The organism is Micrococcus sp. ACRRV (assembly GCF_022346985.1).
In the GTDB taxonomy this organism is placed as follows: Bacteria; Actinomycetota; Actinomycetes; order Actinomycetales; family Micrococcaceae; genus Micrococcus; species Micrococcus porci.
This window is the reverse complement of sequence record NZ_JAKRNH010000038.1, coordinates 1-20,330: the sequence shown is the minus strand read 5'-3', so window position 1 is coordinate 20,330 and position 20,330 is coordinate 1. Positions and strand designations below refer to the sequence as shown.

Below are 20,330 nucleotides of genomic sequence, written 5' to 3'. Positions count from 1 at the left end.
GCCCGCACCCGAGGAGACCCCATGGAACGCCGCGTCATGGCCCCCCGCCCCGGCTGGGAGCGCACCATCGCCTCCCAGGGGCTCGTGTTCGACGAGACCGTCCACCCGGACGGGACCGTCACCCACTACTGGAACGAGTCCGCCTGCTACGCGCTGACCATGGCCGAGGTGGAGCACCTGGAACAGGCCTCGGAGCGGCTGCACGCCATGTCCCTGGAGGCCGCCCGCTTCCTCGCGGACGAGCAGTCCGTCCCCGGCTCGCCGTGGCGGGCACTCGGCATCCCCCGGGAGGCGGCGCAGCTCGCCGTCGACTCCCTGAACGCCGGGGAGCCCAGCCTCTACGGGCGCTTCGACCTGGTCTACTCCGGCCCGGACGCGCCGACCAAGCTCCTGGAGTACAACGCGGACACGCCCACCGGGCTGGTGGAGGCCGCGGTGTGCCAGTGGTTCTGGAAGGAGGACGTGTTCGGGGACGCCGTGGACCAGTGGAACGGGATCTTCGAGGCGCTGACGGACCGCTGGCGGCGGATCGCCCCGCCGGAGGCGGACGGGACCCCGGCGCGCGTGCACTTCGCCCACACCGAGCTGGACGAGACCGGCGAGGACGCCATGACCGTGGCGGTGCTGCGCGACGCCGCCGAGCAGGCCGGCGTCAGGGGGGAGTCCCTGCTGATGAGCCAGATCGGCTTCGACACGGAGCGGCTGCGCTTCGTCGGCGCGGACCTGCGGTACCTGCGCCGGATCTTCAAGCTGTACCCGTGGGAGGACATGGTCACCGAGCGCTTCGGGCCGCGGCTGAAGCTCGACGACGAGGTCCGGTGGATCGAGCCGGCCTGGAAGATGCTCCTCTCCACCAAGGCGCTCACCGCGGCCCTGTGGCATCTCTACCCGGGCCATGAGCTGCTGCTGCCCACGTTCCTGAACGACCGGGGCGGCCTGCGCGAGTGGGTCCGGAAGCCGCTGCACGGCCGCGAGGGCGCGGGCATCGAGATCCGCTCCCGCGCCGGGGACGTCAGCTCCGCCGCGGGCCGCTGGGGCGCGGAGGGGCACGTGTACCAGCAGTTCCACGGCCTGCCGGACTTCCCGGCGCCCGACGGCGCCCCCAACCGCCCGGTGCTGGGCACCTGGATGGTCGGGGACGAGTGCTTCGGGGTGGGCATCCGCGAGTCGGACGGCCCCGTCACCGACGCCCTGTGCCGGTTCGTCCCGAACATCATCGACGGCTGAGGAGGCCTCCCGTGCTGAGCACGCACCAGTCCGTGTCCGTGTCCACCTCGTCGGTGGCGCCGGTCTACTCCGCCGTCGTGACGGCGCCGCTCGTCGTCGGCCTGGTGGGCTCGGGGGCGCCGCTGGCCTACCTCCTGGCGCTGCTGCCGATCCTCGGCGTGTGGGCGGGGATGTCCGCGAACGACGAGCGTGAGCCGGACAAGGGGTCCGTGTACTCGTGGGCGGTCACGGGCCACCCCGTGCTCGGCTGGACGGCGGGCTGGTGCCTCGCCCTCACGGGGATCGTGGCGACCTCCGGGCTTGCCTACGTCGCCCTGGACGCGTGGCTGCCCGGGCTCGGCGCGGGCGTGAAGGTCCTGATCGGCGCGGGCATCATCGCGGCGGCGACCGCCCTGGCCTCGGCGAACGTGCGGATCACGGCGGCCGTCCAGACCGCGGGGGTCCTCGTCCAGGTGGCGGCCACCGCCTACCTGGCGTGGGTGCTGGCCCGGGTGGGCCTGACGCCGCTCCCGCCCGCGGGGACGGTGCAGGACTGGGTGCACGCGGTGCTGCTCGCCGTGTTCGCGTTCTGGGGGTTCGACGCCGTCTACGCGCTCTCCGAGGAGTCGCATCGGGGCGTTCCGCGCCGCTCCGCGGCGGTCTCGCTGGGGCTGCTGGCGGCGATCTTCCTGGTGTTCTCGGCGCTGGGCGCCTCGGAGGACCCGGCCGCCGTCGCCGCGCTGACACACCCCGTGGTGATGGCCGGCGTCGTGGTGTCCTGCGTGGGCGCGATCGGCTCCACCCTGATCCCCACGGCGCGCGGCCTCTCAGCGATGGCCGAGCGGGGCCACCTGTCTGCCGTACTGGCCCCGCTCCGCGCGGCCGAGGTCGTCTCGGCGCTGCTGGCGATCGCCTGGCTGGTGGTCTCCCTGGCCGTGCCCGGGGTGTTCGAGGACTCGATCGAGATGCTCTCCGTGTTCGTGGGCGGCTACTTCACGATCTCCTCGGCGACGGCCGCCGCGCACGCCTCCGGCGGCGCCCGGATGCTCCACGCAGCGACGGCCGTCGTCATGGGTCTGATCACCGCGGCGAGCCTGGCGTGGATGTTCGAGCCGGACTACGGGGCCACGGTGGTCGGCGGCGTCGGCGGGGTGGGCCTGCTGGCCGTGGGCTTCGCGGTGCTGGGCCTCATCCTCGCCGTCGGGGCCGGGCACCGCGGACGCGCCGTTCATCCGACGTCGGGCGTCTGACCCGCCCGCTCCTCCGGGGCGATCTGCTTGGCGTCGAGCCGCTCCCTGGCGGACTCGATGGCCTCGGGGTCGAACAGCCCGTCTTCCCGGGCGTCGGAGTCCGCGCGGCCGCGCCGCCATCGTCCCCCGGACTTTCGCTGAGGAGACCGTCGCTTCCATCCCGGTGGAGTGCCGAGGAAGCGACTGCTCCTCTAGCGGAAGTCGGGGGCCAGACGCGGGGCCCGGAGGGTGAGCGCCAGCACCGTCCCCAGGGCCGCCAGCACCACGAATGCGCCGAGCGCGGCCGTGAGCGGCAGGACGCCGGCCAGCAGGCCGACCAGCGGGGACAGGCCCAGTCCCGCCAGGCGCATCAGCCAGCTGACCACCGCGAGCCCAGTCTGGGCGGGCAGGCCCGGCACCTCGTCGGCGAGCGCGAACGCGGTCGGGACCACGACGGCGGAGCCCAGCCCCGCCAGCGCCAGGCCGGTGAACATCGCGGCGGGCGTCGGCACCAGCAGGGTGACCGTCAGCCCCGCCAGCACGACGGCGAGCCCCCCGGTCAGCGCGCGCGTGCGTCCCAGCGCGGCCAGCACGCGATCCCCGGTCAACCGGCCGAGGAACTGGGCGCCCAGGAGGGTGCTGGCGCCCAGGCCGGCGGTGGCAGGGTCCAGTCCACGCTCGGCCTGGAGGAACAGGGACGTCCACGAGTTGCCGAACTCCTCGACGGAGAAGCCGGCCATGGAGATCACCACGATGGGGGCCAGCAGGAGCCAGGGGTGGCGGTGCGACGCCGGCGTCGCCTCGGATTCCGGCCCGGGGTCGTCGGCCGTCAGCAGGGCCGGGGCCGGGGCGTGGTCGGGGGTGTCCGGCAGGAACCGGGGCAGGGTCAGGGCCAGCAGGAGCACGCAGGCGGCCCCGTTGAGGCCGAGGTGCAGTCCGGCGGGGACGCCCGCGCCCACCGCGGCGGCTCCCAGCGCCGCGCCGACGGCCGCCCCGAGGGACCAGCCTGCGTGCATCGAGGTCAGCACCGGTCGGCCGAGCGCGTGCTGGGCGCGCAGGCCCTGGGCGTTCTGTGCGGTGTCCACGACGGCGTCGCACAGGCCGGAGGCGAACACGGCCGCCGCGTAGGCCCCCAGCCACGGGCCCGCGGCGTCGGATCGGGCGCCCAGGTCCAGCGCCAGGCCTGCGCCGGTGAGGACCACCGCGATCGCCAGGGATCCCCAGAGGACGGTGGCCCGGGACCCGGCCCGGCGCAGGATCGGCGCGCCGGCCGGCCCCGCGCAGGCCGCGCCGAGGGTCATGACGGTCACCAGCAGCCCGAATCCCGCGGGGTCGAGGCCGAAGGCGGCCTTGGCCTGTGGGTAGTGCGGGATCATCGCGGCCGCGAGGGCGCCGTTGGTGAAGAACGCCGCGGTCGCGGCCCAGCGGGAACGGGTTGCGGCGCGTCGGTCGATGCGCGGGGTGTCGGCGGGGTCGGACGTCACGCGCTCCAGGGTGTCACGCCTCCGACGGCGTCACGTCCGGCCGGGACGCGACCCGCGGGCCCCGCCCGCTCAGGAGTCCCAGCCGAGCAGCCGCCAGACCTCGGCCCAGCCCGCGAAGAGCTTCGCGTTGTACTCCGCGCCGAGCTGGTTCGGGTTGGCGAACAGCACCCAGTCCGCGGCCTGGACGGCGTCGTCCGCGGCGAGGAGCTCCGCGACCTCCTCCGCCGAGCCCGCGTAGGTGGGGCCGGAGCGGGCCGCGCCGCCGTCGAGGTGGCCGGAGGAGTCCCGCGAGTGGCGGTCGCGTCCGAAGTACAGCTCGTCCTCGGGGTCCTGGATGACGAACGCCGAGCGGGTCACCGCCGTGCGCGCCGGGGTCGTGTGGCCCCCGGCCTCGTACGCCTCGAGGTACCGGGCGATCTGGTCGGCCTGCTGCACGTGGAAGGGCCGTCCGTCGTCCTGCAGCAGGAGGGTGGAGGAGAGCATGCCGTAGCCGTCCTTCGCGGCCTCCACCGCGGAGCCCACCGTGCCGGAGCCCCACCAGATGCGGTCCGCGAGCCCGGGGGAGTGCGGCTCGATGCGCAGCGGTGCGGAGCTGTGCGCCCAGCCGGAGGAGAGGTCCGGCGTCGCGATGCCCTCGCCGCGCACGCCGGCCAGGAGGCGGCGGCCGCGCTCGCGGGCCACGTCGGACCAGGTCTGCCCGTCGGCGAGTTCGTAGCCGAACTGCGCCTGACCGTCCCGGGCGACCTCGGGGGAGCCGCGGGAGACGCCGAGCTCGAGCCGGCCGCCGGCGAGCAGGTCCGTCGTGGCGGCCGCCTCGGCCATGTACAGGGGGTTCTCGTAGCGCAGGTCGATCACGCCGGTGCCCAGGTGGATGCGCTCGGTGTGCGCGGCCATGGCGGTGAGGATCGGGAACGGCGAGGAGAACATCCGCTGGAAGTGGTGGATGCGGATCCACGCGCCGTCCAGGCCGGCGGCCTCGGCGTCCACCGCCATCTGGACGACGTCGTCGAGAGCCTGCTTCGCGTCCGGCTCCACGGGTCGCCGGTCCACCGGCGGGCGGTGGATCCAGTGCCCGAAGTTGAGGAATCCGAGGTTCTTCGTGGTCATGGCTCGTTCAACGATGAAGTATCTCCGGGTGTTCCCAGGCGGGGCCCGGTGGCAGGATCGAGGGCATGAGCCTCCCCTCCGCGACCGCCTGGACCGGCACCTGCGGCTTCCGCCTGTACCCCACGGACGAGTTCTCCTCCGGCCCGTCCGCCGCGCGCCTCACGCCCGTCGCCGGCGGCGCGGGGCTCGCGCTCGACTACACCTGGGTGCACCCGGACCAGGGCGAGCAGGCCGGCCACCTCGTCATCGGCCGTCCCGACGACGCCGGCCGCGTCACCGCCGCCTTGACCGACTCCTTCCACCAGGCCCCGGAGATCCGCGTGCTGGAGGGGGCGTCGTCGTCGTCGGAGGGGGATGCCCACCCCGTGGAGGGCGAGGGCGTCGCCGTGTCCATGGAGTACTCCGGCTGGGGCTGGACGGTGGCGGTCCGCCTGCGGGGCGGCACCCTCGCGATGGTCATGCAGAACGTGATCCCGGAGGGCGTGGAGGGTGCCGAGCCCGGCGCCTACGACGTGATGCGCGTCGCCTGGACCCGGACAGACGCCTGAGCGAGCGGGCACACTGGGGGGCATGACCGAGCACCAGGACGCCCAGGGCCAGCACGCACCGGCCACCCCGCCCGCCGAGCCTGCAGTGGAGAGCGCAGGGCCCTCGCCGGAGATGCTCGAGCTGGCCGGGCGCATGTTCGACGCCGCCCGCACCGGCGACGTGGACACGCTCGAGGCGTACATCGTGGCCGGCCTGAACCCGGACCTGCAGAACGGCAAGGGGGACACGTTCCTGACCCTGGCCGCCTACCACGACCAGCCGGCCGTGGTGGAGATGCTGATCCGCGTGGGCGCGGACGTGGAGAAGGCCAATGACCGCGGCCAGCGCCCGCTGACCTGCGCCACGTTCAAGGGCGACGCCGCCTCCATGCGCCTGCTGCTGGCCGCCGGGGCCGACCCGGACGCCGGCACCCCCTCCGCCCGGCAGACCGCGCAGATGTTCGGCGGGGAGCGGGTCGCCGCGGTGCTGGATGAGGCCCGCTGACCGGCCGCGCGTCGACGCCGCGGTGCCCGCTGACGCCGGCCCGTCGACTTGACGGCGGTGGGATGATGGCGGGGACATGACTGCTTCCCACACCCTTCCCGACGCCGCCGTGGACCCGCACTACGCCAAGTCCGCCGGCGCGGGCCGCCGCATCGCCGACGACGACCAGCTGCACGAGGGCGGCCACGCCGCCCCGCGCTCGGACCGCCTGAACCTGCCCCCGCTGAAGCTCGGCCCGATCACCGTGGACGTCCCGGTGGTGCTGGCCCCGATGGCCGGCATCACGAACACCGCGTTCCGCCGCCTGTGCCGCGAGTACGGCGGCGGGCTGTACGTGAACGAGATGGTGACCTCCCGGGCCCTGGTGGAGCGCAAGCCGGAGTCCATGCGCATCATCCAGCACGACCCGGACGAGGTCCCGCGCTCGGTGCAGCTGTACTCCGTGGACCCGGTCACCACGGCCGCGGCGGTGCGCATGCTGGTCGAGGAGGACCGGGCCGACCACATCGACATGAACTTCGGCTGCCCGGTGCCCAAGGTCACCCGCCGCGGCGGCGGCTCCGCCCTGCCGTGGAAGTCGGAGCTGTTCGCCTCGATCGTGAAGGCGGCCGTCACCGAGGCCTCCAAGAAAAACATCCCGGTGACCGTGAAGATGCGCCGCGGCATCGACGAGGACCACCTCACGTTCCTCGACGCCGGCCGCACCGCCCGCGACCTGGGCGTGGCCGCGGTCGCCCTGCACGGGCGGACCACCCGCCAGTTCTACTCGGGCACGGCGGTCTGGGAGGACATCGCCCGCCTGCGGGAGGCGCTGCCGGACATCCCCGTGCTCGGCAACGGCGACATCTGGTCCGCGGAGGACGCGATCGCCATGGTCGAGCAGACCGGCGTCGACGGCGTCGTCATCGGGCGCGGCTGCCAGGGGCGGCCGTGGCTGTTCGGGGACATCCAGAACGCGTTCGAGGGCCGGCCGGAGCGGTTCCATCCCACGCTCGGCATGGTCGCGGACACCCTCTACCGCCACGCGGAGCTGCTCGTGGACACCTTCGGCGGGGACGAGGTCAAGGCGCTGCGGGACATCCGCAAGCACGTCGCCTGGTACTTCAAGGGCTACCCCGTGGGCTCGGAGGTCCGCACGGGCCTGTCCACCGTGCCGGACCTGGCCACGCTGCGCGAGCTGCTGGACCGCCTCGACCGGGACATGCCCTACCCGGGCGCCCCCGCGGAGGGCCCCCGCGGCCGGGCCGGCGCCCCCAAGCGTCCGCACCTGCCGGACGGCTGGCTGGAATCCCGGGAGCTCAACGAGGAGCAGCGTGCCATGATCCACGCCGCCGAGCTGGACGTCTCCGGTGGCTGAGCCGCAGCCCACCCTCTTCGGCCCGGCCGACCGCCCGCCCTACGCCGGCCGGCCCGTGCCCACGCCCGGGTACACGGACTGGGACCGCCGGCGCTGGCTCGCCGAGCCGCCGAAGTCCTCCTACCGGTCGGACTTCGAGCGGGACCGCGCGCGGGTCCTGCACTCGGCCGCGCTGCGCCGCCTCGGCGCCAAGACCCAGGTCGTGGCCCCGGACCTGGACGACTTCTCCCGCACCCGGCTCACCCACTCGCTGGAGGTCGCCCAGATCGGCCGCGAGCTGGGCCGCTCCCTGGGCTGCGACCCTGACCTCGTGGACACCGCCTGCCTCTCCCACGACCTCGGCCACCCGCCGTTCGGCCACAACGGGGAGAAGGCGCTCGACGCCGTCGCCGAGGCCGCTGGCGGCTTCGAGGGCAACGCCCAGACGCTGCGCCTGCTCGCCCGCCTGGAGCAGAAGAAGTCCTTCCCGGACGGGTCCTCCGCGGGCTTGAACCTCACGCGCGCCGCCCTCGACGCCGCGTGCAAGTACCCGTGGGTGCGCGAGGACGCCCCGCTCAGGCCCGACGGGAAGCGCTCCAGGAAGTTCGGCGTCTACGCGGACGACCTGCCCGTGTTCGAGTGGTTCCGGCAGGGGGTGCACGGGGCCCGGAAGTCCATGGAGGCCCAGGTCATGGACCTCGCGGACGACATCTCCTACTCCGTGCACGACGTCGAGGACGGCGTGGTCAACTCCGCGTTCCAGCTGCGGTGGATCACCGAGCCCGGGGAGCGCCGCGCCCGCGTCCTGGAGACCACCCGCGACTGGTACCTGCCGGGCGGTGACCTGGAGGAGATCGACGCCGCCCTGACGCGCCTGGAGTCCCTGGACGTGTGGATGGGGGAGATGGACGGCTCCCGCCGCGCCCTCGCCGGCATGAAGGACATGACCAGCCAGCTGATCGGCCGCTTCTGCACGGCGGCGTTCGACGCCACCCGCGAGGTCTTCGGCAACGAGCCGCTGACCCGGCACGCGGCCGACGTCGTCGTGCCCGCGCACACGGAGCACGAGATCGCCGTGATGAAGGGCATCGCGGCGGCGTTCGTGATGACCTCCGAGCAGCGTCAGCCGCTCTACGCACGGCAGCGCGACCTGCTCACCGAGCTCGTGGACCTGCTCATGACCACGGGGGACCGGTACCTCGACCCGATGTTCGCCGCGGACTTCCAGGACGCCGCCGACGACGCCGCCCGCGCCCGCGTGGTCATCGACCAGGTGGCCTCGCTGACGGACTCCACGGCGATCGAGTGGCACCGCACCCTGGTGCGCGGGGAGACCTTCCAGCGCGTCTGGCTCTGAGCCCGGTTCAGCCGAGCAGCGCCGGCAGCACGGTCCCCGCGGGGCCGCGCAGCACGTGGGTCATGGCGTCGCTCAGCGCAGTGCGGTCCGGATTGACCTCGACGACGGGCGCCCCGGCTCCCAGCGCCAGGAAGGGGAGCGAGGCGGCGGGCTGGACCACGCCCGAGGTGCCGACCACCACGCAGAGGTCGCACTCCTCGAGGGCGGCCTGCGCGTCGCCCCACGCGCGCTCGGGCAGCAGCTCGCCGAACCACACGATGTCGGGGCGGACGCGGCCCCGCCGGCACGCCGCGCACAACGGCGGCTCCAGGTGCATCAGCGCCTCCAGGTCCGCCTCGGAGCCGGGGGCGGCGGACTCGGCCAGAGCGACGACCGCGCTCGGGTCCACGTCCGCGGGGGTGTCGCACTCCGCGCAGCGGAATGCGAAGAGCGAGCCGTGGAGGTGGGAGAGGACGTCGGCCCCGGCCCGCTCGTGGAGGTCGTCCACGTTCTGGGTGACGATCCGCAGCGCCGGTGTGCGCGCCTGCCAGGCCGCCAGCGCCCGATGCCCGGCGTTGGGCTCCACGGCCCGGACCATCCGCGCGCGCCACAGATACCAGGACCACACGAGGGAGGGGTCGGCGGCGAAGGCCTCCGCGGTGGCCAGCTGTTCGGGGGAGTACCGCTCCCACAGTCCGGTCTGCGCGTCACGGAAGGTCGGGACGCCGGACTCGGCGGAGACGCCCGCCCCGGTGAGCACCACGGGGCGCTCCGCCTTGCGGATCAGGCGACGGACGGCGCCCAGGGCGGCGGGGTCGGAGGGCTGCGTGGGGCTCATGGTTCCAGCCTAGGGACGACCAGGCCGTGCTGCTCTGTGTCACTGACTCGTCCGAAGACGACCCTCCCGGGTCCCGGGAGCGCGTGGGAGGGTCGGATTCGGCCGAGCGGATGCCGTGCCGTCGCGGTTCAGGCGGTCCCGGCCGCGCGCGTCAGGGCCCGCCGCAGCCCGCGGGCCTTGAGCAGGACCTCCTCGTGCTCGGCGTGCGCGTCCGAGTCGGCGACGATCGCCCCGCCGGCGCCCACGCTCCACCGGGCAGGGGCGTCCGGGGTCGTGGGGGAGAGCACCGCCGTGCGGATCACGATGCTCAGCTCCACCGTGCCGTCGGCGCCCAGCATCCCCAGTGCCCCGGAGTAGACGCCGCGCGGGGAGCCCTCCCACGCGGCGAGCAGCTCCACCGTGCGCCTCTTCGGCGCCCCCGTCATGGACCCGCCGGGGAACAGCGAGCGGACCACGTCCACGGGCGCGACGCCGGCGCGGGCGACGCCGGTGACCGTGGAGACGAGCTGGTGGACGGTGGCGTAGGACTCGACGGCCATGAGCGCGGGGACCTGGACGGTGCCGGGCTCGCACACCCGGGAGAGGTCGTTGCGCAGCAGGTCCACGATCATGAGGTTCTCGGCCCGGGTCTTGGGGTCGGCGGCGAGGGCGGCGGCCGCGGCGGCGTCCTCGGCCGGGTCCGGCAGGCGGGCCGCGGTGCCCTTGATCGGCTTGGTGCTGTACCGGCCGTCCCGGCCGGACAGGAACCGTTCGGGGGAGGCCGAGACCACGGCCCAGCGGTTCGGCCCCGTGCCGTGCTCCATGAGGGCGGCGTAGGGGGCGGGCTGGTGTGCGGCCAGGTCCCGGAACAGCGCGAGCGGGTCCACGCGCAGGGCGGGGTCGGCGTCGAAACGGGTGGTCAGGCACAGCTCGTAGGAGTCCCCGGCGTGCAGGGCGGCCCGGCATCGGGCGATCTGCTCGGCGTACGCGGCGCCGTCCTCCCGCCAGACGCCCGGGGCTTCCGGGGCGTCGACGTCGACCTCGACCTCCTCGGTGGACGTCCGCGCGGCCTCCAGCGCCCGGCGGACGTCCGCCTCCCAGCGGTCGGCGGCCGCTTCGGCGGCGTCGGCGTCGAGGGACACGACGCAGCAGCTCAGCGCCCCGGCGACGTGGTCGGCGACCGCGTACCGCGAGGGCCGCACCCAGAACTGGGCCGGCAGCGCCGCCGGGTCACCCGGACGGGGCGGCGGCGGGGTCACGCCGAGGTCTGCCAGGCCCAGCTCGTAGCCCAGCCAGCCGACGAGCCCGCCGCGCAGGGGCAGCCCCTCGCCGCCGTGCACCTCGCGCGGGGCGGCCGCGGCGGCCAGGTCGGCCCAGGCCCGGTCCGGGTCCGCGGGGTCGCCGTGCCGGATCAGGCGCGGGCCCGGGGAGGGGACGCGGCCCTCCTCCTCGCCGAGCACGTCCAGCCCGTCGCCCGCCACGGACCAGCGCGCCTCGGCCGGGTCCGGCAGGGCGGAGTCCAGCCAGAAGGAGGCGGTCCCGCGCTGCACGGCGTGGGCGTAGACCGCGCCGGCCGCCGTGGCCGCGGTGTGGCCGACCGCGGCGAGCGTGGCGATGTCGAGCGTGCGGACGGCCACGTGTAGGGGCGCGGGGGAGGCGTCGGGGCGGCCGGGCGCGGTGGGCATGCGCACCAGCGTAGGCGGCGGTTCCGCCCGGGGCTGACGCGTCGCCGCGCTCCCTAGAATGGTCCGCATGGCCGGACTGATCGTGCGCAAGGACATCGACCTCGTCCGCGAGCGGTCCGACCTCAAGGCCGTCGTGGAGGAGTTCGTCACCCTGCGCTCCGCCGGCGTCGGCTCGTTCAAGGGGCTGTGCCCCTTCCATGACGAGCGCACCCCGTCCTTCCACGTGCGCCCCGGCGTCGGGACCTACCACTGCTTCGGCTGCGGCGAGCACGGGGACGTCATCAGCTTCCTCATGGAGATGGAGCACACCACCTTCACGGAGACGGTCGAGCGGCTCGCCGCCCGCGCCGGCGTGGAGCTCCACTATGAGGACGGCCAGGGCCCGGACCGCGCCGAGACCAGCCGGCGTCGCCGCCTGTTGGAGGCCAACAAAGTGGCCGACGAGTTCTACCGCGCCCGCCTGGCCGCCCCCGACGCGCAGCCCGGCCGGGACTTCCTCACCGGCCGCGGATTCACGCAGGAGCACGCCGAGCAGTTCGGCCTCGGCTACGCCCCGCAGGGCTGGTCCGCGCTGCTGGACCACCTGCGCCAGCAGGGCTTCCGCGACGAGGAGCTCCGCGCGTCGGGCCTGTTCTCCGAGGGCCAGCGCGGGCTCTACGACCGCTTCCGCGGGCGCCTGCTGTGGCCCATCCGGGACATGACCGGGAACACGATCGGCTTCGGCGCGCGCAAGCTGTTCGAGGACGACCCCGGGCCCAAGTACCTGAACACCCCGGAGACGCCCCTCTACAAGAAGTCCCAGGTGCTCTACGGCATCGACCTGGCCAAGCGGGCCATCGCCAAGGAGCGGCAGCTCGTCCTGGTCGAGGGGTACACGGATGTGATGGCTGCGCACCTGTCCGGGGTGGAGACCGCCGTCGCCACGTGCGGCACCGCGTTCGGCGCGGACCACATCAAGATCGCCCGCCGCCTGATCAGCGACGACGGCACCGGCGGCGAGGTGATCTTCACGTTCGACGGCGACGCCGCCGGACAGAAGGCCGCCCTCAAGGCGTTCGACGAGGACCACCGGTTCCTCGCCAAGACGTTCGTGGCCGTGGAGCCGAACGGCCTGGACCCGTGCGACCTGCGCATGCAGCAGGGGGACGAGGCGGTGCGCGCCCTGATCGCCTCCCGCCGGCCCCTGTTCGAGTTCGCCATCTCCGCCGGGCTCAAGGACTATGACCTCAACACGGTCGAGGGGCGGGCGGGGGCCCTGCGGCACGCCGCGCCGATCGTGGCCGGAATCAAGGACGCCGTGCTGCGCCCCGGCTACGAGCGGGAGCTCGCCGGCTGGCTCGGCATGGACCCCAACGTGGTCAGCCGCGCCGTGGCCCAGGAGCTGCGCGGACGACGGCGGGGCGGCCCCTCCGGCGGGAGCGCCGAGCGCACGCCCGCCCCGGAGCGGGCCCCCGAGGGGGCGAACGCCGGCCAGGCTCCGGGTGAGGAGCCGGCCGCGCCCCGGCCCGCGCTGATCGTGCCCGTGGACCCGCGGGACCCGGCCGCCCGGCGCGAACGCGAGTCCCTCGAGGTGGTGCTCCAGCACCCCACCCTGCTCTCGGCCGAGCAGTGGACGGCGTTCTACCAGGCCCGGTTCACCATCCCGCAGTACGCGGCCGTGCACCACGCGGTGAAGGTCGCGGGCACGGCCGGGGCCACGCCGTCGCGCTGGGTGGACGCGGTGCGGGACGCCGCGCCGGGGGAGGTGGCCGGCGTCGTCTCCGAGCTGGCCGTGCGGGACCTGCCCGCCCGCACCCCGGAGGACGTGGACCGCTACTGCCGGGACATCATGAACCGGCTGTTCTCCCTGCAGATCGTGCACCGCAAGGAGGAGCTGCTGGGACAGCTCCAGCGCCTCGGCCCCGAGGGCGACCACGACGAGTTCATGCGCCTGAACGCCGAGCTCATGGAACTGGAGGCGCGCCGCCGGGCCCTCCGCGCCGACGACTGACCCCCACCCGTTTTCGTTCGCGAAACGGCGGCCCCAGACGCGTTTTCGTTCGCGAAACGGCGGTCCGTCGGCCACCCGGCGTCAGTGCTCGTCGACCGTGAGCACCTCGCCGGACGTGGCGTCGATCTCGACCTCGGGGCCGTCGGAGCCGTCCTCGCGGTCGAACTCGACCTCCCACTGGAGGGTGCCGTTGTCGTCGTCCAGGTCCATCTCGTCCAGGGTCACCCCGTCACGGCCCTTTCGAGCGGTGTCGAGCGCCTGCTGGGCGGTGACCTCGGCGTCCTTCGCCTTCTGGACGTCCTCGGGATCCGACTCGCGGTCGGTCTCGGTGATGTCGCCGTCGGCGGTGACGTCCAGCTCCTTCACCTCCTTGTCCACCACGACGTCGACCTCCCAGGTCGTGTCGTCGTCGTTGGCATCCACCCCGACGATGATGCCGTCGCCGTACTTCTCCAGGACCGCGTCGATCACCGCGGAGGCGGGGTCGTCGGCCTGGCCGGTGGCCGAGTCGCGGCCGGCCGCGGCGGCCGTCGACGAGGCCGGGGCGGAGGAGGCTGACGACGCAGAAGCTGACGTGGTCGAGGCGTCGTCCGTGGCGGGGGTGCTCGCCACTGCCGAGGAGGCGTCGACCTCCAGCGAGGCGGAGCCGTCGTCGCCGTTGTCGGCCGTGGTGCCGCAGGCCGCGAGGGCGAGCGCGGCCAGCATGCCCGTGCCGGTCAGGGCGGTCTTGCGCGTGAGGGTCGTGATGGTCATGGTCACGTCTCTCCTTCGGATCCGTTCCTGATGGTTCTGGGAATGTCCTCGCACCGTAGGCCGCCCGGAGCCGTGCCTGGCAAGGGCCGCCGGTCCCCGGGGGCGGGCAGGGCGACGACGGCGCCCCGCGGCCGGGTGGCACGCGGGCGGGGGCTCTGGTAGAGTTCCATCCGTTGTCCGAACGGCTCCGGCGGTTCGCGGCACATTCCCCCGTAGCTCAACGGCAGAGCATTCGACTGTTAATCGAAGGGTTGTTGGTTCGAATCCAACCGGGGGAGCCGAACAGAGGCCCCTGCACCGACCATGTCGGTGCGGGGGCTTCTTCGTGCCTGGAGGACGACCGGGCCGCGGGAGCCAGTTGTGCCCGCCACTGTCGCCCGTGTTGGAAGCGATCGCGCGGACTTCTAAGTCTTGCGGCAAGGACCACACCTCGGTCTCCGAGCAGATCCACGACACCGAGGTGGTCTCGGTTGCGGAGCTGCGTCGGCTGCCGTTCGGGTGGGGGATCCTGCTGAACCGTAACGGGCGTCCGATCCTGATGCGGATGACCCGTTGGTGGGACCGCAAGGACGGCAAGCAGATCAAGGAGGCTGCGGGTCGGTACTCGAAGGCGCTGCTGGCCGAGCTGGAGTCCAAGGACCCGGCCCCGTCCACACCGACCGATGCGGACCGGGCCGAGGACTCCGTGGCGGCGTTGGACCCGGTGCCGGAGACGGCCTCGGCGATCCCTGTGCGGTGAGGGCATGGGCAGGTTCGGGCTGCACCGCACGGGCTCGGCCGAGTACAAGCGGTACCTGCGGTCCCAGGCATGGGGGTACAGGCGGGTGCGGTGGTTCGCAGACTGCCGGCAGGCCGGCCAAGAGCCGGCCTGCCAGGTCTGCGGGATCACGCTGACCCAGGCCGGGACCCTGGACCTGCACCACGTCTCGTACAAGGGCGTGGGCCAGGACGAGGCGGGCCGGTGGCAGGCCCGCGAAGCGCGCAACGACCTGATGCCGTTGTGCCGGGACCATCACCAGCGGCTGCATCAGATCATGGACGGCAAGAAGGAGTTCTTTGGATGGGACCGCAGGCGGGCGACGATCGTGATCGTGGCCAGGATGATCCGGCAGAGTCAGGCATGAGCGACGACGGGGGTGCGCGGTGCCATGTCTGCCAGCGGGCCGTCTCCACGAGGTGGCACTGCACCGAGGGACGGCACCTGGACCGCGCCGAGTGCCGTGCCGCCGGCGGAATCGGGGTGTGGCTGTGCGGGACATGCGAGGACGCCGCGCATCGCTACATCCGCTCGACCGGGGCAGGTGGGCGCGAGGCCGTTGAGGAGCTGTTCGCCCGGCTCGAGAAGCTGCTGGGCGGGCCAGCACGCCGGTACACGAGGGAAGGACGGAACTGATGGCATCGCCGTGGGTCGAAGACGACGAACCGGACTGGTCCGAGACAGCCCCCCTCCAGGACGAGGGGCCAACGGAGACATCGTTGCCTTACGTAGATCCGGAGGTGGCCGCAGAGCTGGCTCAGGAAGGCCCGCCGGTGTGGATGGGCACGCGGTGGCGGGAGATCGAGGCTGAGCACCAGTGGCAGGCGTGGAACCACCTGCGGCGGTGGGTGGACTGGTTCGTGGCCGAGTACCGGCTGGGGACCTCGATCGTTCCCGCGTGCTGGTACCGCCACCCTGACGTGACCGCGGAGCCGTATGCGGCCATGTGCATGGAGTACAAGGTCTGGGATGAACAGGCTCCGGGGCTGGGGCCGATGATGATGTGGCACCCGCATGTGGAGATGATGACGGCCCGGCTGCGGCGCATGGTCGACGAGGCCGGCTGCGCGAAGATCGGCCGGCACAAGGACCCCGAGGCTTACGGCAACCGTGGGGCGTACGAGCTGGACTACGACGAGTCGGACTGGACGCGATGGGCCGCCACGGAGCGCGAGGAAGAACTGATCGAGCGCCCGACCGAGGGCGTGAAGTACGTGCGGGCGAAGGTCGTGGACTCCGACGGGAACGTGCTCGGGCACTCCGCCCCTGTCGGGCTGAGGCCGGTACCGAACGTCGTAGGGGTCGAAGCGAAGGTGCGGGTCACCTCGTCAACGCCGGCGGAACCGCGAATGGCGGTCGCGGTATCCAGTGGACGCGACGATCTGGGGATCGAGTGGGAGATGTCCCCTGACGGTGCCGAATGGAGCACCCGGCCGAACGACGACCGGTGAGGGCCGAGGCCGCGACGGATACCGGCACCGGTAATTACCGGAATGCCGATTAAGGTAAATATCGAAGATAGTCGCAATAGGTTCGATTAGATCATTGCAAATCCGCGTACTCTTGGTGCATTCTGACGACCGGGCTCACGTGAGGGCCTGGGCGGAAACAGGAGGTGTGGTGGATGTGGTCGCGAGGACTGGGCCGAGGCTGGGACTTGAGGTGGGTGCGCGATGTGGCCCGCATGCAGTTCGACCTCTACGAAGAAGACCGCACAGGTGCCTGGTGGGCCGACCAGGACAGCGGGCATCAGCTGGCGCTCGTCAGCGACGGCGGTTGGCGCATGAGCCTCAACGGTGCGAGCTACCCGAGCCGTTATCGAGTCTTCGACTTCGACGGCGTGGAGATCGTGGAGCAGACGGAGGAGGTTCTGGGTCGTCTTGGGCATGGTGGGCACTTCGATCCGCAGCAGGAGGGTGCTGGGCGCTACCAGCGGGTCCGGGAAGAGTGCGTGTCCGCTGTCGAGGATGTTCTCCATCTGGGGGGTAAGCGTTGAGTCGCTCGAAGAAACCGCGGAAAAACGATAGGAAGGCGGGACACCCTCGTGTCCGCCGGATAGTTGACCAACTCCGCCACGAGGGGCTGGACGATTTTGTCCCGCAGGCCCAGTTGCTGCCGATCCTCGGGCGCCGAGAGGGCTGGGAGCTGGCCGTGGATGAGTCGGGTGAGGTGTGGACCTATAGCCCAAGCGGATCCACGGCGGGGTCGAAGGATGGGGACGTTCAACCAGCAAGGATCGAATGGCTCGACGTGCGTGGCCTGCCCGGGTACCTCGTCCATCCACCCTCCAATGACGAAGGCGTTAGCCCGTGGCGGCGGGTTTACCCGTTCGCCGACGCGTTGGCTCTGGACGTTGTTGCCATCGAGACATGGACTGTCCCGGTCTCGGGTGACCCGCCCGGCGCGGTGAACGGGTGGAGATGGGAGGAACCTGCCACGGGCCTTGGCGAGCAGGCGCTCGAGGTGTTCGACCCGCTCATGTACGGGCGGCCTGCCGCGACCTTGAGTCAGCTGGCGGGCCAGGCGGACGGCGTCGGGCGAAAGCTGATGAATCTGCGTGAGGCGCTGATGGGGTGCACCACCCCTGTTGACCTCACGGTGATCTGGGATCAACTGGACGAGGCGTTGAGGCTCGTTGTGGACGCTGAACGGAGCCTGACGTATGCGCACCGGGTCATCGCAGAGGACCTCCCACTGCGGAAGCAGTTGTCCAGGGGCGAGCCGCCGTGGGTCTCGTCGACAGGAGTGAATCGCTGGCTGACTCCCAAGCAGATGAAGCGGGCGCGCCGACGTCATGACGTCGTGCCGGAGGACCAACTCATCACATATCGGGAGGCGGTGGTGATGGCAGACGACTTGATCCCGCCGTTGCTGGCGAAAACGCTCGCCGCGATGGACAAGCAGATTCTGCTCGACGAGCTACTGGACGACCTCCTCTCGCGCCAGTGCCCAGGCTGTGGGGCGGGAGCGGGTGCATACTGCACGACGGCCAGCGGTCGGATCGCCGAAGTTGTGCACGCTGGCCGCCGAGATGCATCACCCATGATGCGTGGGCACATGGAGTTGTACATGGAAGTGCGCCAGCCAAACGAATTCGTACCTGATCCCGAGTGCGGCCGCGTTGGGCCGGCTCCGTGGGACGAAACGCTGCCGGGCGTGTGAGTTCAGGTGGCGTTGTCGAGAAGGAACTTGGTTGCGGCGAGAGTAACGACGCGGACGTACTCGGCCAGCTCGGGGGAGACACCGGTCGGGTTCAGATGTCCGTGGCCATCACCTCCGTCATTGCGCGAGGCCGTCACCGCTTGTGCCGTGCGGGCAATGAGTTGGTGAAGCTGAGCGATCGCGCCTGCACTCGGACCGTTGATACTTGATGGCTTAGTCGATAGGTCAAGCGCCTCCATGGCTTCGTACACGATGTTCGGCATGTCCTTTTGGCGCTGCTGGGGCGCTCGCTCGTGCAGGACGTGCTTCGAGGTGGCTTCGAGCAGGTCCTTGGCTGTCCCGAGTATGGATGCTGGATCCTGGTCGTTGCGCCGAAGGCGAGCGATGAGGCGATCGACTGTTTCTCGCTGTCCGGCGTCGACAGTCGGGAATGCGACAGCGGTCGTGATGAAGCCATCTGTCGTAAGGGTGGCCCCGCCCTCGGTGATGAGCTGCCGCACGGCCTGAACGGCGGCCACAATCTCCGGGGCGGGGTGCTGAAACACGTCACGGTGTCGAAGCTCATCGACGAGTGCGGAGATCAGGCGTCGTGTGGCCTTCAGTCCGTTGGAGTCTGCGGTCTCAAAGGCAGTTCGCATGCGCCGGGGCTTGGTGATGGATTCGCCGCTGGGGGTATCTCTGGGGATTGTCATCCCAACCGACGCGAACGCATCGTCGAGGCCGTCATGGGTGGGGATGCCGGACACATCCATTAGTCGGCGCATCGCGAGACCGACGCGACCACTCCAGTTCGGTTCCATGGAGACATCTTGCACCAAGGGGCGGAAACGACCGATTGTGCCCGTGGGTGGGTTAATGGGGGCGGCGCGCGAGACGGGTGGCGGCGATGGCGAAGGCGAGGGAGAGCAGGGCCATCGCCTGCCACCCGGCCAGTACCCATCCCGGGCCGAAGGCCGCGCCGAGCGCGCCGCCGGCCAGCGTGGCAAGGGGCACGGAGCCGCGGGTGAGGGTGCGACGCATCGCGGTGACCCTGCCCAGGGTGCCCTCGGGGCAGGAGCGGGCGAAGATCGCGCCGCTGGTGATGTTGCCCAGCACGACCATGAACCCCCACAGGGCGGCGCCGGCCAGCAGCAGGGGTCCGGCGTGGGCGCGGTCGAAGAACGCGGCCAGGTGGAGTGCGACGGCGGCGGCGCAGCCGGCGGCGCCGGCCAGGATGCATCCCTTCTCGCCCAGGGTGTCGATGGCACGGGGGGCGAGGGTGGAGACGGTCAGGGCGCCGAGGGCTCCGGCGGTGAGCTGGAAGCCGACGAACTCGGGACCGAGCTGCAGGTCGGTGAGCACCCACACGGCCTCGATGGGGGCGAACAGGGCCATGCCGATGTTGCCGGCCATGGAGTTCAGGGTGAGCAGCCACAGCACGGGGGTGCGTCGCAGGGTGGTCCACCCGTGGGCGGCCTCGCTCCAGAACCGTGACCAGCGGGTGAGGACTACAGCGGCGGCGGGAGTCTCCTCGTCCTGCGTGTCTTCAGTGACGGGGGCGGGGTTTATGCGCACTTTCAATGCGACGAGCGCGGCGGTGGCCAGGAAGGCGGCCGCGATCCCCAGCACGGGCCCGGCCCCGAGGGCGGCGACGAGCAGGCCGGCTGCGGCCGGGACGATCAGTCCCAGGGCCGCGTCGGCGGACTCGAGCCTGGCGGCCAGCCGGCTGACCGTGTCCGGAGCGACCACGCGGGGCACCAGGGTGGCCTGGGTGGTCTCGGCCAGGACCGTGAGCACCCCGAGCAGGGCCATGACCGCGGCCAGGTGGGCGAAGGTGAGCGCGTCCAGGGCCCAGGCGAGCACGAGGGTGCCCAGCAGGGCCGCTTTGGCCAGGTCGGTGGCCACGAGCAGGCGGGGGCTGAGGTGTCGGTCCACGAGGATGCCGATGGGGACCCCGAGGAGCAGGAAGCCCAGCCCCGAGAGGGTCATCAGCACGCCCATCTGGGCTGCGCCGACCCCGAGGGCCAGGACGGCGAGCACGTCGATGGCCACGTCGGTGGCCGAGCGGCCGCCAGCGTCGAGGGCGTTGGAGGCGACGAGCCAGCGGGCGTGCCCGAGCCTCTTCGCGCGCGCCGCGTTCTCAGGCGCGGTCGTGTCGTCGGTCAGGGGTGAGCTCACCCCGGGAGTGTCCCCTAGAAGTGAGGTGGATCACGTGAGGCGGGTGAGCCTGGGCGTGTCAGTTGCCGGCGGAAGATCGAAGCAGCCCGGTGCTGTCCGGGGTGGAAAGGACGTTTGACCGGGTTCCGCCCTGGCGTCGCTGGGGGTAGGAGGCCGCGGGGCGGGAGGGCTCCTCCACACTTAGGGCGTGTCTGAGAATAGATGCACGAGTCAGCTGAGACCCTGGGGACATGTCCCGGTTCCAGATGCTCTCTGACACCCAATGGGAGTTGATCGCCC

General features: G+C 72.2%; 19 protein-coding genes and 1 tRNA gene. 13 read left to right on the top strand and 7 right to left on the bottom strand.

Annotation, left to right across the window (positions count from 1 at the left end; translation table 11 throughout):
* Positions 1-1,227 (top strand): glutathionylspermidine synthase family protein (locus MHY29_RS05930; RefSeq protein WP_370643459.1); only part of this gene is annotated, 1,227 nt, incomplete at its 5' end.
* Between the two features lie 11 nt (positions 1,228-1,238).
* Complete coding sequence (locus MHY29_RS05925; RefSeq protein ID WP_239238854.1) at positions 1,239-2,456, top strand: hypothetical protein; 1,218 nt, start codon at positions 1,239-1,241, stop codon at positions 2,454-2,456.
* Positions 2,457-2,647: 191 nt separating this feature from the next.
* On the opposite strand, the gene MHY29_RS05920 is transcribed toward MHY29_RS05925, so the two are convergent.
* Both MHY29_RS05920 and MHY29_RS05915 read right to left on the bottom strand, forming a co-directional pair.
* Positions 2,648-3,919 (bottom strand): MFS transporter, encoded by a 1,272-nt coding sequence (locus tag MHY29_RS05920; RefSeq protein WP_239238851.1) that lies wholly within the window; start codon positions 3,917-3,919, stop codon positions 2,648-2,650.
* Between the two features lie 69 nt (positions 3,920-3,988).
* On the bottom strand, positions 3,989-5,026 hold the full coding sequence (locus tag MHY29_RS05915; protein WP_239238848.1) for an LLM class flavin-dependent oxidoreductase: 1,038 nt from the start codon (positions 5,024-5,026) through the stop codon (positions 3,989-3,991).
* Positions 5,027-5,091: 65 nt separating this feature from the next.
* Between MHY29_RS05915 and MHY29_RS05910 the strand changes: the two genes are divergently transcribed.
* From MHY29_RS05910 to MHY29_RS05895, 4 genes are all read left to right on the top strand, one after another.
* On the top strand, positions 5,092-5,574 hold the full coding sequence (locus MHY29_RS05910) for a hypothetical protein (protein WP_239238845.1): 483 nt from the start codon (positions 5,092-5,094) through the stop codon (positions 5,572-5,574).
* A gap of 22 nt (positions 5,575-5,596) precedes the next feature.
* The gene (locus tag MHY29_RS05905; RefSeq protein WP_370643458.1) at positions 5,597-6,058 is read left to right on the top strand and encodes an ankyrin repeat domain-containing protein; all 462 of its coding nucleotides are present in this window, start codon (positions 5,597-5,599) and stop codon (positions 6,056-6,058) included.
* Between the two features lie 76 nt (positions 6,059-6,134).
* The gene (gene dusB / locus MHY29_RS05900) at positions 6,135-7,415 is read left to right on the top strand and encodes a tRNA dihydrouridine synthase DusB (protein WP_239238843.1); all 1,281 of its coding nucleotides are present in this window, start codon (positions 6,135-6,137) and stop codon (positions 7,413-7,415) included.
* Positions 7,416-7,470: 55 nt separating this feature from the next.
* Positions 7,471-8,751 (top strand): deoxyguanosinetriphosphate triphosphohydrolase, encoded by a 1,281-nt coding sequence (locus tag MHY29_RS05895; RefSeq protein WP_239238857.1) that lies wholly within the window; start codon positions 7,471-7,473, stop codon positions 8,749-8,751.
* A gap of 7 nt (positions 8,752-8,758) precedes the next feature.
* Here MHY29_RS05895 and MHY29_RS05890 read toward each other — a convergent pair whose 3' ends face one another.
* Positions 8,759-9,568 carry an NAD-dependent deacylase gene (locus tag MHY29_RS05890; RefSeq protein WP_239238841.1) on the bottom strand — a complete coding sequence of 270 codons (810 nt, stop codon included), beginning with the start codon at positions 9,566-9,568 and terminating at the stop codon, positions 8,759-8,761.
* A gap of 128 nt (positions 9,569-9,696) precedes the next feature.
* Complete coding sequence (locus MHY29_RS05885) at positions 9,697-11,232, bottom strand: anthranilate synthase component I family protein (protein WP_239238839.1); 1,536 nt, start codon at positions 11,230-11,232, stop codon at positions 9,697-9,699.
* 67 nt (positions 11,233-11,299) lie between these two features.
* On the opposite strand from MHY29_RS05885, the gene dnaG reads away from it, so the two are divergent.
* On the top strand, positions 11,300-13,222 hold the full coding sequence (gene dnaG, locus MHY29_RS05880) for a DNA primase (protein ID WP_239238837.1): 1,923 nt from the start codon (positions 11,300-11,302) through the stop codon (positions 13,220-13,222).
* An 81-nt stretch (positions 13,223-13,303) separates the two neighbouring features.
* Here dnaG and MHY29_RS05875 read toward each other — a convergent pair whose 3' ends face one another.
* Entirely contained in the window at positions 13,304-13,975 is a 672-nt protein-coding gene (locus MHY29_RS05875) for a PepSY domain-containing protein (RefSeq protein WP_239238835.1), read from the bottom strand.
* Positions 13,976-14,181: 206 nt separating this feature from the next.
* On the opposite strand from MHY29_RS05875, the gene MHY29_RS05870 reads away from it, so the two are divergent.
* The 6 genes from MHY29_RS05870 (at position 14,182) to MHY29_RS05845 (ending at position 17,894) form a co-directional block, all read left to right on the top strand.
* Positions 14,182-14,253, top strand: a tRNA-Asn gene (locus MHY29_RS05870).
* A 101-nt stretch (positions 14,254-14,354) separates the two neighbouring features.
* Positions 14,355-14,714, top strand: coding sequence for a hypothetical protein (locus MHY29_RS05865; protein WP_239238832.1), 360 nt, complete (start codon positions 14,355-14,357; stop codon positions 14,712-14,714).
* 4 nt (positions 14,715-14,718) lie between these two features.
* The gene (locus tag MHY29_RS05860; RefSeq protein WP_239238829.1) at positions 14,719-15,099 is read left to right on the top strand and encodes a hypothetical protein; all 381 of its coding nucleotides are present in this window, start codon (positions 14,719-14,721) and stop codon (positions 15,097-15,099) included.
* A 268-nt stretch (positions 15,100-15,367) separates the two neighbouring features.
* On the top strand, positions 15,368-16,183 hold the full coding sequence (locus tag MHY29_RS05855) for a hypothetical protein (RefSeq protein ID WP_239238826.1): 816 nt from the start codon (positions 15,368-15,370) through the stop codon (positions 16,181-16,183).
* 233 nt (positions 16,184-16,416) lie between these two features.
* On the top strand, positions 16,417-16,728 hold the full coding sequence (locus tag MHY29_RS05850; protein ID WP_224355392.1) for a hypothetical protein: 312 nt from the start codon (positions 16,417-16,419) through the stop codon (positions 16,726-16,728).
* 155 nt (positions 16,729-16,883) lie between these two features.
* The gene (locus MHY29_RS05845; RefSeq protein ID WP_224355391.1) at positions 16,884-17,894 is read left to right on the top strand and encodes a hypothetical protein; all 1,011 of its coding nucleotides are present in this window, start codon (positions 16,884-16,886) and stop codon (positions 17,892-17,894) included.
* A 2-nt stretch (positions 17,895-17,896) separates the two neighbouring features.
* Here MHY29_RS05845 and MHY29_RS05840 read toward each other — a convergent pair whose 3' ends face one another.
* Complete coding sequence (locus MHY29_RS05840; RefSeq protein WP_224355390.1) at positions 17,897-18,694, bottom strand: abortive infection family protein; 798 nt, start codon at positions 18,692-18,694, stop codon at positions 17,897-17,899.
* A gap of 52 nt (positions 18,695-18,746) precedes the next feature.
* A complete protein-coding gene (locus tag MHY29_RS05835; RefSeq protein ID WP_224355389.1) occupies positions 18,747-20,051 on the bottom strand; it encodes an MFS transporter in 1,305 nt (434 codons plus the stop codon).
* Positions 20,052-20,330 lie beyond the last annotated feature (279 nt).